Raw genomic sequence first — 11,159 nt, forward strand, 5'->3', positions numbered from 1 at the left:
ATATCGCCTATGGCGTGTTGAAGTCGCAGAGCGAATATCGGCCACAAGGGGTATAAGCCTCCTTGCAGCCGGTATCGAGAGACGGTATCTACAAGACCATAAAGCTTATTGCCTAGACAGATTCTCGTCCTGAGATCGCCCTGTGATGGCTCGCATGCCGTTCCAGGCGCAGCCCTTTCACTCCACCTCGGGCCTCATGGCCGGAAACAGCAGCACGTCCCGGATCGACGGACTGTCGGTGAACAGCATCACCAGCCGGTCGATGCCGATGCCCTCGCCCGCGGTCGGTGGCAAGCCGTATTCCAGGGCACGCACGTAATCGGCATCGTAGTACATCGCCTCCAGATCGCCGGCATCCTTCTCCGCCACCTGGGCCCTGAAGCGTTCCGCCTGGTCCTCGGCATCGTTGAGCTCCGAGAAGCCGTTGGCGATCTCGCGGCCACCGACGAAGAACTCAAAGCGGTCGGTGACGAAAGGGTTGGCGTCGTTGCGCCGCGCCAGCGGGCTGACCTCGGCCGGATACTCGGTGATGAAGGTGGGCTGGTCCAGCTTCGGCTCGGCGACCGCCTCGAAGATCTCGGTCTGCAGCTTGCCGAGCCCCCAGCCTGGCCTGGCCTGGATGCCCAGACGCTCGGCGGTGCCTCGGGCGGCCTCGAGCGTGTCGATATCCTCCTCCGCGATGGGTTGAGGCGATTGGTCGCCATGCTCGAGGATCGCCTGGCGCAGGGTCAGGCGTCGGAACGGCTGACCGAAGTCATAGTCGGTGCCCTGGTAGGTCAGGGTCGTGGCCCCGAGCACCTCCCGGGCAACCTCACGGACCATCTCCTCGGTGAGGTCGAGCAGGTCGCGATAGTCCGCATAGGCCCAGTAGAACTCGAGCATGGTGAACTCGGGGTTGTGGCGCGTCGACAGGCCTTCGTTGCGGAAATTGCGGTTGATCTCGAAGACCCGCTCGAAGCCCCCCACCACCAGACGCTTCAGGTACAGCTCCGGGGCGATGCGCAGGTACATGTCCATGCCCAGCGCATTGTGGTGGGTGATGAACGGACGCGCCACGGCGCCACCGGGAATCGGCTGCAGCATCGGGGTCTCGACCTCCATGAAACCGCGCGCCTCGAAGAAGCGACGGATTGCCGATACCACCCCGGCGCGCACCTCGAAGGTGCGGCGCGAATCCGGATTCATGATCAGATCGACGTAGCGCTGGCGGTAACGGGCTTCCATGTCGGTCAGGCCGTGAAACTTGTCCGGCAGCGGGCGCAGGCTCTTGGTCAGCAGCTTCGCCTCGACCATCATCACGTAGAGATCGCCCTTGCCGGACTTGTGCACCGGCCCGCGCGCCGCCACGATGTCGCCGATGTCCCAGCTCTTGATATCCTCGAGCACCGCCTCGGGCAGGCCTTTCTTGTCGACATAGAGCTGAATCTGGCCCGAGACGTCCTGGATCACCAAAAACGGCCCGCGCTTCCTGAGGATGCGCCCGGCCACCGCCGCCCGGCGATCGCGCTCTTCCAGCTCGGCCTTGTCGAACTCGCCCAGCTCGGCCTGCAGTTCGGCCGCCAGGTTGTCGCGGCGAAAGTCGTTGGGGAAGACGCTGTCGCCGGTTTCCCCGGCCCGCTCGCGACGTTCGGCCAGCTTGGCCCGGCGCTCCGCGATCAGATGATTTTCATCCTGCTGAGGGGAATCCTGATTCGCCATTGCTCTGCCTGTGAGTAAAAAGTCTCAAATACGAAAACTGTTCCATCCAAACTCTCGGAACCGTCGTGAGCGCCGCCGGGACAAGGCGGACCTCGGCGAGAAAGTGCAGTTGACCAGGGTGTCAATGAGCATTTTGAGCCGAGGTCCAACGCCGTATTCGGCAAGCGCAACAGCTTCTACAACCCTTGTTTCAAGCTGGCCACGATGAACTGGTCCAGATCACCGTCCAGCACCTTCTCGCAATTGCTGGTCTGCACGCCGGTGCGCAGGTCCTTGATGCGTTGATCGTCGAGCACGTAGGAACGGATCTGGCTGCCCCAGCCGATGTCTGCCTTGCTGTCCTCGGCCTGCTGCTTGGCCTCGTTGCGCTTCTGCATCTCCAGCTCGTAGAGCTTGGCCTTGAGCTGCTTCATGGCGAAGTCGCGGTTGGCGTGCTGGCTACGCTGGCTCTGGCAGGAGACCACGATGCCGGTGGGCTCGTGGGTGATGCGCACTGCCGAGTCCGTGGTATTGACGTGCTGACCACCGGCGCCACTGGAGCGGTAGGTGTCGGTGCGCAGATCCGCCGGGTTGATCTCGACCTCGAAGCTGTCGTCGATCTCCGGCGACAGGAACACCGAGGCGAAGGAGGTGTGGCGGCGGCCGCCGGAATCGAAGGGGCTCTTGCGCACCAGGCGATGCACCCCGGATTCGGTGCGCAGCCAGCCGAAGGCGTATTCGCCCTGGATATGGAGCGTCGCCGACTTGATGCCTGCCACTTCACCGGCGGAGAGTTCGACGATGTCGGCCTTGAAGCCATGGTGCTCGGCCCAGCGCAGGTACATGCGCAGCAGCATGTTGCCCCAGTCCTGGGCCTCGGTGCCGCCGGAACCGGCCTGGATATCGAGATAGGCGTTGTTGGCATCCATCTCGCCGGAGAACATGCGCCGGAACTCGAGCTTCTCCAGTGCCGCCTCGAGATGACCGAGTTCCTTCTCGACCTCCCCGACGGTGCCCTCGTCCTCTTCCATCACGGCGAGTTCGAGCAGTTCGGCGTTGTCGCTCAGCCCCTGGTCGAGCTCGTCGATGGTGGCGACGATCTGCTCCAGGCTGGCGCGCTCCTTGCCGAGCTTCTGGGCATAGTCCGGATCGTTCCAGACATCGGGATTCTCGAGCTCCCGGGTGACTTCCTCTAGCCGATCCTTCTTCTCGGCATAGTCAAAGATACCCCCTCAGGACATCCGTCCGTTCGGACAGGTCCTTGATGAGGTTGTTGATCGGATTGATCTCTTGCATGGTCATCCTGTGTGGCGTGCCGGTGAACGGGTCAAAAGCCGCTCATTGTAGCCAAATGCCGCCGGACCGTCATCCTGTCCCCGCCTCACTTCGTCATCCACTGATCTTGCTATTTTGACACCCTACGATAGTGGAATGCCCCGATTGTTGTTCATCATGGACATCATATTTCTGGGGAGAGAAGATTAGCAGCCAGTCAGTCCTGACAGCATCAGCCTCTCATGTCAGCCTTTCGACACCCTCCTCGAGGATAACAATATGCTTCTCACTCGACGTGCACTTCTGGGCGTTCTGACACTGTCGTCCAGCCTTGTCGCGCTTCCCGGCTACGCCCAGACCCTGGACCTCGGCGTGATGGGCGAGCTCGCTTCCTTCGATGCCTCCCAGGTCTCCGGCGGTGTCTGGGAATCCCAGATACTGATGGACGTCTACGAGGGCCTGGTCAAGAAGGCCCCGGATGGCGAGCTACTGCCGGGCATGGCCACCGACTGGGAGGTCTCGGAGGACGGCAAGACCTATACCTTCACGATGCGCGAGGACGCCAGGTGGTCCGACGGCGAGCCGGTCACCGCCGAGGACTTCGTCTTCGGCTGGAAGAACATGCTGGACCCGGCAAACGCCTCGAAATATGCCTACATGCTCTACCCGGTGGTCAACGCCGAGGCGGTCAACACCGGCGACAAGCCCCTCGAGGCGCTGGGGGTGAAGTCCCTGGATGACGGCAGGACCTTCGAGGTCACCCTCAATTCGCCGACCCCCTACTTCATGCAGCTGCTGACCCACTACACCGCCTACCCGGCCCCCAGGCACACCGCCGAGGAGTACGGCGATAGCTGGGTGAAGCTCGACCACATCGCCACCAATGGCGCCTTCACCCCTACCGAGTGGGTCTCGCAGTCGCGCATCACCGCAGTCAGGAATCCCGAGTACTACGAGGCCGACCAGGTCACGCTCGACCGGGTCAACTATCACACCACGGAAGATCGCAACGCCGGCATCTCGCGCTTTCGCGCCGGCGAACTCGATATCCTGCGCGACTACCCGTCGAGCCGCTATCAATGGTTGAAGGAGAACCTGCCCGAGGCCACACACATGGCTCCCTATCTCGGTTCCTACTACTACGTGCTGAATCATCGCGAAGGGCGTCCCACCGCGGACAAGCGCGTGCGCGAGGCGCTGAACCTGGCGGCACGCCGCGACGTGATCTCCAAGCAGATCATGGCCGGCACCTTCCTGCCCTCGCAGTCTTTCGTGCCCAAGGGCACGGACAATTACGACGTGCAGACCATGGAACTGGGCGACGACATGGACGCGCGCATGGCCAAGGCCAGAAAACTGCTGGAAGACGCCGGCTATGGCCCGGACAACCCCCTGACCCTGCAGCTGCGCTACAACACCTCGGACGAGCACAAGAAGATCGCCGTGGCCATGGCCGCCATGTGGCGCCCACTCGGGGTGAACGTCGAGATGGTCAATTCCGAGGCCACGGTGCACTACCAGACCATCGCCGAAGGTGACTTCGACGTGGCCCGGGCCGGCTGGATCGCCGACTACAACGACGCCGAGAACTTCCTGACCCTGCTCAAGAGCGGTGTCGGCAACAATTACGGCGCCTACTCCAACCCGGAGTACGACCAATTGCTCGACGAGGCCGCCACCACCCAGGATGCCGAGGAGCGCGAGAAGCTCCTCGAGCAGGCCGAGCAACTCGCCATGGACGACTACGCACTGGTGCCGCTGCTCTACTATGTGTCGCGCAACCTGGTGAATCCCGAACTCACGGGCTGGCAAGACAACGTCTCGGACGACCACCCCTCACGCTGGATCGGTTTCGAAGAGTGAACCACCAGCCACGCTGACGACATGCCCCCATGCCGCCAAGCGGCGTGGGGGGACGGGATCCTATGCTGACCTACACCCTCAAGCGCCTGTTGATGGCCATCCCGACCCTGTGGATCGTGATCACGCTGTCGTTCTTCCTGATGCGCATCGCTCCGGGGGGCCCCTTCGACGGCGAGCGCAAGCTGCCACCGGAGATCGAGGCGAACCTGATGGCCGCCTACCATCTCGACGAATCCTTGCCCATGCAGTACCTGCGCTACATGGGCAACCTGCTGCAGGGCGATTTCGGCCCGTCCTTCAAGTACAAGGATTTTTCGGTCACCGAACTGATCGCCCAGGGCTTTCCTGTCAGCCTGGAGCTGGGCTTCTGGGCGATCCTGCTCGCCTTGCTGATCGGCCTGCCGCTGGGCGTGATCGCGGCGATCCGGCGCAACTCCGCGGTCGACTATGCGGTGATGGGTACCGCGCTGGCCGGCATCGCCGTGCCCAACTTCGTCATCGCTCCCATACTGGCGCTGGTCTTCGGCGTGCTGCTCGCCTGGCTGCCGGCAGGTGGCTGGAACGGCGGCGCCTGGCAGAACATGGTGCTGCCGGTCATTGCGCTTGCGATCCAGCAGATCGCCTATCTCGCCCGCATGATGCGCGCCTCGATGATCGAGGTACTGGGCAGCCATTTCATCCGCACCGCCCGGGCCAAGGGACTCTCCGAGACCAAGGTGATCCTGCACCATGCCCTGCGCCCGGCGCTGCTGCCGGTGCTCTCCTACCTGGGCCCGGCCATCGCCGGGATCATCACCGGCTCGGTGGTCATCGAGCAGATCTTCGGCATTCCCGGCATCGGGCGCTACTTCGTCCAGGCCGCGCTGAATCGCGACTACACCCTGGTGATGGGCACGGTGGTGTTCTACGGCGCTCTCATCGTGCTGCTCAACCTGGTCGTCGATCTGCTCTATTCGGCGCTCGACCCGCAAATTCGCTATGACGACTGATGCCCATGACGACTGACAGCACGCCCTACAGCGGCAAGAACCTGCCGGCGGGCAGCCCCAACCCCCCCGACCGGCCCGTCCCGGTGGCCGGCGAGAGCCTGGGACGCGAGGCATGGCGACGGCTCAAGCAGAACAAGGCGGCCATGGCCAGCCTGTGGCTGCTGATGGCGATCACGCTGGCCTGCCTCGTCGGCCCCTATCTGCTGCCCTGGGGGCTGGCGGAGGTGGACTGGAACGCCTTCAACGTGCCCCCCACCCTGGAGGGCGACCACTACCTGGGTACCGATGCCAATGGTCGCGACCTGCTGGCGCGCACCCTCCATGGCGGGCGCGTGTCCCTCTCGGTGGCGCTGGTCGCCACCCTGGTCAGCCTGGTGATCGGCGTGCTCTACGGCGCCATCGCCGGCTATCTGGGCGGGCGCACCGACAACCTGATGATGCGCTTCGTCGATATCATGTATTCGCTGCCCTTCATGTTCCTGGTGATCCTGCTGATGGTGGTGTTCGGTCGCAACATCCTGCTGATCTACGCCGCCATCGGTGCGGTGGAGTGGCTCGACATGGCGCGCATCGTGCGCGGCCAGACCCTGGCGCTCAAGCGCCGCGAGTTCGTCGAGGCCGCTCATGCCCTGGGGGTGAGCGATCGCGCCATCGTCATGCGACACATGATTCCCAATGCCATCGGCCCGGTCATCGTCTATGTCACCCTGACCGTGCCCAAGGTGATCCTGCTCGAGAGCTTCCTGTCGTTCCTGGGCCTCGGCGTGCAGGAACCGCTGACCAGCTGGGGCGTGCTGATCAGCGAAGGCAGCGACATGATGGAAAGCGCCCCCTGGATGCTGCTGGTGCCCTCGGTATTCCTGGCGCTGACGCTATTTTGCTTGAATTTTCTCGGCGACGGTTTGCGTGACGCCCTGGATCCCAGGACACGCTAAGGATGACGACCATGACGACACCCCTGCTCGAGATCGAGGACCTCGACGTCGATTTCCGCCTGCCGGATGGCGATGTCGCGGCGGTCAAGAATGTCAGCCTGCGCATCGCCGAGGGCGAGACCCTGGCGCTGGTCGGCGAGTCCGGCTCCGGCAAGTCGGTGACCAGCACCGCCATCCTGCGCCTGCTGCCGGAACTGGCTCATACTCGCGGCGCGATCCGCTTCCATGGCGAGGACCTGCTGAGCGTCTCCAACCGGCGCATGCGCGAACTGCGCGGCGATCGTATCGCCACGGTCTTCCAGGAACCGATGACGTCCCTCAACCCCTTGCACCGTATCGGCGACCAGGTTGCCGAGGTGCTGCGTCTGCACCGTGGCCTGCGCGGCAAGCGGGCCCGGACCAAGGTGATCGACCTGCTCGATCAGGTCGGTATCCCCGATCCCGCGCGGCGGGTGAAGAGCTATCCCCATGAGCTTTCCGGTGGCCAGCGTCAGCGGGTGATGATTGCCATGGCGCTGGCCTGCGAGCCGGAACTGCTGATCGCCGACGAACCCACCACCGCCCTGGACGTCACCGTGCAGGCGCAGATCCTCGCCCTGCTCAAGGAGCTGCAGCAGCGCTACGGCATGGCGATCCTGTTCATCACCCACGACCTGGGCATCGTGCGCCACTTCGCCGACCGGGTCTGCGTGATGCGCCAGGGCGAGCTGCTCGAACAGGGAGCGACGAAGGAGGTCTTCGCCACTCCTCGTCACGCCTACACCCGCGCCCTGATCGATGCCGAACCCAGTGGCGAGAAGGCGCCGGTACCCGAGGAGAGTCCGCTGCTGCTGGAAGCCAGGGATGTGTGGGTGCGCTTCACCACCAGGCGGCGCTGGTTCGGCCATGACGACCATTTCGCGGCGGTACGCGGCATCGACGTCACGCTCAAGCGCGGCCAGACTCTGGGCATCGTCGGCGAATCCGGTTCCGGCAAGTCGACGCTCGGTCGTGCCCTGCTGCGCCTGCTCGAGAGCCGTGGCGACATCCGCTTCGACGACAGCGACATCGCCCATCTGGATACCGCGGCCATGCGCCCCCTGCGCAAGCGCATGCAGGTGGTGTTCCAGGACCCCTTCGGCTCGCTGTCGCCGCGCCTGACCGTCGGCGAGATCATCGGCGAGGGGCTGCGCGTGCATCATCCGGAACTCAAGCGCGCCGACCGCGACACTCGCGTGCAGGAGGCGCTCGAGGAAGTGGCGCTGGACCCGGCCATGCGCAGGCGCTACCCCCACGAGTTTTCCGGAGGCCAGCGTCAGCGCATCGCCATCGCTCGTGCCCTGGTGCTCAAGCCCGAATTCCTGCTGCTCGACGAGCCCACCTCGGCGCTCGACCGGTCGGTGCAGGCCACGGTGATCGACCTGCTGCGCGAGCTGCAGCGCAAGCACGACCTGACCTATCTCTTCATCAGTCACGACCTGGCGGTGGTCCGGGCGCTGGCCGACAGCGTGCTGGTGATGAAGGAGGGCCGGATCGTCGAACAGGGCACGACCCGAGAGCTGTTCGACCACCCCCGGGAGCCCTATACCCGAGAGCTGATGCGCGCGGCCTTCTTGAGCGATGCAGCTTGATAGGGAGTGTCAGGGCAAATGGGCCCTGATGTGGTGGCATTCGATCAACCGGGCCTGTCGACATCACGGCGGTGCCCTACCTTGACGACCGTGACCAGCAGCACCTCGTCGGTGATTTCATAGACGATACGGTAGACACCTTGCCTCACGCGATAGCGTTTTTGGCCCGATAGTTTCTCACTACCCGACGGGCGAGGATCGCTTTGCAGTGCCTCGATGCGCTGAAGTATGCGCACCACATCCTTATTGGGTAGCGAACGCAGATCCTTCGACACCGACTTCTTGACGACGAGTCTATAACTTGCCATTGGCCTTCAGTTCGTCCAATAGCGCCTCGTAGCTCATGGTCGGCTCGGCAACACGCTCGTCGAAGGCAGCCAGATCCGCTTGATCCTCGGCCAACGCCGCGCGCACCGCGTCATTGACGAGATCCGATACGCTGCGGTGCATGTGCGCTGCCTTCAATCGAAGCGCTGCGTGCAGTTGCGGGTCGAAATAGATGGGAACGTTTCGAGGTCTCGCTCATTGTGCTCTCCATACCGACGAGAATCACGTCAGTCACCATGACACCATAGCGTCATGACGCCATGAAAACCGGCACTGCGAAACGAATGGTGAGACAACCTATCTTAACCATCGAATAGAAAACCCGGCCGTGGCCGGGTTTCGATATCGACGAGCTCAAGCGATCGATCAGAAGCGGTAGGTCGCCTGGGCGCCGAAGCCGTGGGCCTCGTTCTTGTAGTCGGCGCTGTAGTTGACACCACCGAGGGCGGGTGCCGGGCCATCAGGACCATCTGCATCCAAGGAGTCGTTACGGGATTGGCTGATCTCCGTACCGCGTTCGGTGAGATAGGAATAGGCGAGGTCGATGGTCAGATCGGGAATCGGGGTCCAGCCGGCACCGAGCGAGAAGATGCGGCGATCGTCGGAGGGAATCCGAACGCTGCGGTCCTCGTCGTTGGTCGGCGTGTTGTCGAGAGCCAGACCTGTGCGCAATACCCATTGTGGATTCAACTGGTACTGGGCGCCTACCGCATAGTTCCAGGCATTGGAGTAGTTCTGAGGTTCGTTGGTAATGGTATTGCCCTGACTGCCCTCGACGAGAATCCGCTCGAAGCGGCTCCAGCGTGCCCAAGAGGCTCCGAACATCAGCTCCAATCGATCGGTCATCTGCTGCGTCACTGAGAAATTGACGGTCTCCGGCGTGGTCAGATCCAAGGTGGCGTCGTCGGCGCGCACAATATTGCCACCGGGCGCGATCGCCTCGAAGTCACCCTCGAGGGTGTAGTCCACCTTGGAGCGGTAGGTCAGCCCCAACGTGGTTTCGGGCACTGGACGATAGATCACGCCAATGTTGTAGCCCCAGGCTTCATCGTCACCATCGACCCGGGCATCGGTATCATTTTCCGGATTAAAAGACGGGTCGCCGGGTAGCTGGCGTCTCAGTTCCCCTTCCACCTGGTTGTAGGTGACCCCGGCGCCAATCGCTAATTGATCGTTGATCTTGTAGGACAGTGTCGGTTGCGCACTGATCACCCTGACTTCGGTGTAATTTCCAAAATAACGACCCTCGAAGGTATCTTCATAATCTGTCTTGGAACCGAAAGGGGCATAGACACCGAACCCGAAGTGCACTCTCTCCGAAAGCGGCTGGGCGTAGAAGGCAAAGGGCACGGCGGTACCTGGCACCATATCTCCATCATTGGTGCCATCCGTGACTGGACCTAATGCCCCTGGTGCGGGACCAACAGGTGTGTTGGCAAAGGTTTCATACTCAACATTGTCGATATCGCTGTTGACGTTCAGATAGGTCGCGCCGCCGGTGATCTGAGCGCGGTCGAGGAACGACATCCCCGCCGGGTTGCCGAAGACGATAGTCGCGTCCTGGACGTTGGAACTGCGGCCCGCGTGGCTGTAGCCCTGGCCGCTGACGCTCTGTTCGTTGAGCTGGAAGCCCCCGGCCATCGCCTGTGAAGAGAGCGCCGCGGCGGTGGTAGCGATCGCGAGACTGAGCTTGTTGATCTTGTTTTGCATATGGCGTTGTCCTGTTCCCATGAAGGCAGTCGTTCTTGTCGTGTTATCGGCGGATAATGAAATACTTGAATCGTTTTGGCCGATCCCGACAGACAAGTCAAGGTCAAACGTCTGTTTCAATCATTTGAACGGATAGCCAATTAGTAGTAGAGCCAGCGCCATCCCCTGCGAAGGCCCGACAGTCTGTTGCACGAGTGGCAAGCATGCGCCCTTGACCTTTGTGTTACACACAGGTTTTAAAGTGCCAGTCAGATACGTCCTGACCCATATCGGAGGCATGCCATGAAAGTCGGGGAACTGGCCAAGCGCGCCGGGGTCACCGCCGAGACCGTGCGCCACTATACCCGCGAGGGGCTGCTGCAACCCCGTCGCGATCCGGAGAACGGCTATCAGCTCTACGGCAGCGACTCCCTCAATCGGCTGCGCTTCATCCAGCGAGCCCGCACCCGAGTTAAGCTCATGTCTTGTGTATGGAGGGAAGAAGAGAGGGTGGCGTATCCTGCTGATTGATCACGCCAGATCACAACCAGCATAGGATGGATACGCCATGACCAATTCTACTCTCCAAGCCGTGACGCAGCCAGACGCCGGCGTTACCGATCCGTTGCATGAGCTGTTGCGCAAAGGGGCCCGAGACCTGATCGCCAAGGCCGTGGAGGCGGAGTTGAGCACCTTCCTCGAGCAATACGCCGATAAGACGCTGGAAGACGGCCGCCGCGCCGTGGTGCGCAACGGCTATCTTCCCGAGCGCACGGTACAGACCGGCATCGGCG

Annotated in this window: 9 protein-coding genes and 2 pseudogenes; 6 read left to right on the forward strand and 5 right to left on the reverse strand. The window is 62.6% G+C overall.

Annotation, left to right across the window (positions count from 1 at the left end; translation table 11 throughout):
* Window positions 1-177: 177 nt before the first annotated feature.
* On the reverse strand, window positions 178-1,698 hold the full coding sequence (gene lysS, locus BUA41_RS18500; RefSeq protein ID WP_072825660.1) for a lysine--tRNA ligase: 1,521 nt from the start codon (window positions 1,696-1,698) through the stop codon (window positions 178-180).
* Between the two features lie 176 nt (window positions 1,699-1,874).
* A protein-coding gene (gene prfB, locus BUA41_RS18505) for a peptide chain release factor 2 (RefSeq protein ID WP_139249184.1) occupies window positions 1,875-2,973 on the reverse strand; the annotation gives its coding sequence in 2 pieces (ribosomal slippage) (window positions 1,875-2,897 and window positions 2,899-2,973; 1,098 coding nt in all).
* Window positions 2,974-3,231: 258 nt separating this feature from the next.
* On the opposite strand from prfB, the gene BUA41_RS18510 reads away from it, so the two are divergent.
* The 4 genes from BUA41_RS18510 (at window position 3,232) to BUA41_RS18525 (ending at window position 8,349) form a co-directional block, all read left to right on the forward strand.
* Window positions 3,232-4,815: a peptide ABC transporter substrate-binding protein gene (locus BUA41_RS18510; RefSeq protein ID WP_072825664.1), complete on the forward strand. Its 1,584-nt coding sequence runs from the start codon at window positions 3,232-3,234 to the stop codon at window positions 4,813-4,815.
* Between the two features lie 62 nt (window positions 4,816-4,877).
* A complete protein-coding gene (gene oppB, locus BUA41_RS18515; protein WP_072825666.1) occupies window positions 4,878-5,804 on the forward strand; it encodes an oligopeptide ABC transporter permease OppB in 927 nt (308 codons plus the stop codon).
* A gap of 5 nt (window positions 5,805-5,809) precedes the next feature.
* Window positions 5,810-6,739: an ABC transporter permease gene (locus tag BUA41_RS18520; RefSeq protein WP_072825678.1), complete on the forward strand. Its 930-nt coding sequence runs from the start codon at window positions 5,810-5,812 to the stop codon at window positions 6,737-6,739.
* An 11-nt stretch (window positions 6,740-6,750) separates the two neighbouring features.
* Complete coding sequence (locus BUA41_RS18525) at window positions 6,751-8,349, forward strand: ABC transporter ATP-binding protein (protein ID WP_072825676.1); 1,599 nt, start codon at window positions 6,751-6,753, stop codon at window positions 8,347-8,349.
* Between the two features lie 44 nt (window positions 8,350-8,393).
* Here the strand turns inward: BUA41_RS18525 and BUA41_RS18530 are convergent, their stop codons facing one another.
* The 3 genes from BUA41_RS18530 to BUA41_RS18540 all read right to left on the reverse strand — a co-directional run bounded on the left by BUA41_RS18530 (window position 8,394) and on the right by BUA41_RS18540 (window position 10,386).
* The gene (locus BUA41_RS18530; protein WP_072825668.1) at window positions 8,394-8,657 is read right to left on the reverse strand and encodes a type II toxin-antitoxin system RelE family toxin; all 264 of its coding nucleotides are present in this window, start codon (window positions 8,655-8,657) and stop codon (window positions 8,394-8,396) included.
* On the reverse strand, window positions 8,644-8,850 hold the full coding sequence (locus tag BUA41_RS18535) for an RH3 domain-containing protein (RefSeq protein WP_072825670.1): 207 nt from the start codon (window positions 8,848-8,850) through the stop codon (window positions 8,644-8,646). The genes BUA41_RS18530 and BUA41_RS18535 overlap by 14 nt, the downstream gene beginning before the upstream one ends.
* A gap of 192 nt (window positions 8,851-9,042) precedes the next feature.
* Complete coding sequence (locus BUA41_RS18540; protein WP_072825672.1) at window positions 9,043-10,386, reverse strand: OmpP1/FadL family transporter; 1,344 nt, start codon at window positions 10,384-10,386, stop codon at window positions 9,043-9,045.
* A gap of 282 nt (window positions 10,387-10,668) precedes the next feature.
* Between BUA41_RS18540 and BUA41_RS18545 the strand changes: the two are divergent.
* Both BUA41_RS18545 and BUA41_RS18550 read left to right on the forward strand, forming a co-directional pair.
* Window positions 10,669-10,833: pseudogene (locus BUA41_RS18545) on the forward strand (MerR family transcriptional regulator); the annotation flags it as partial.
* Window positions 10,834-10,933: 100 nt separating this feature from the next.
* Window positions 10,934-11,159, forward strand: a pseudogene (locus BUA41_RS18550) (IS256 family transposase); the annotation flags it as partial.

It is taken from the genome of Modicisalibacter ilicicola DSM 19980 (assembly GCF_900128925.1).
Classification (GTDB): Bacteria; Pseudomonadota; Gammaproteobacteria; order Pseudomonadales; family Halomonadaceae; genus Modicisalibacter; species Modicisalibacter ilicicola.

Bases quoted from the DNA above. Each gene is read 5' to 3' on its own strand.
- lysS (WP_072825660.1), bottom strand. From the start codon at position 1,698: ATGGCGAATCAGGATTCCCCTCAGCAGGATGAAAATCATCTGATCGCG.
- BUA41_RS18510 (WP_072825664.1), top strand. From the start codon at position 3,232: ATGCTTCTCACTCGACGTGCACTTCTGGGCGTTCTGACACTGTCGTCC.
- oppB (WP_072825666.1), top strand. From the start codon at position 4,878: ATGCTGACCTACACCCTCAAGCGCCTGTTGATGGCCATCCCGACCCTG.
- BUA41_RS18520 (WP_072825678.1), top strand. From the start codon at position 5,810: ATGACGACTGACAGCACGCCCTACAGCGGCAAGAACCTGCCGGCGGGC.
- BUA41_RS18525 (WP_072825676.1), top strand. From the start codon at position 6,751: ATGACGACACCCCTGCTCGAGATCGAGGACCTCGACGTCGATTTCCGC.
- BUA41_RS18530 (WP_072825668.1), bottom strand. From the start codon at position 8,657: ATGGCAAGTTATAGACTCGTCGTCAAGAAGTCGGTGTCGAAGGATCTG.
- BUA41_RS18540 (WP_072825672.1), bottom strand. From the start codon at position 10,386: ATGCAAAACAAGATCAACAAGCTCAGTCTCGCGATCGCTACCACCGCC.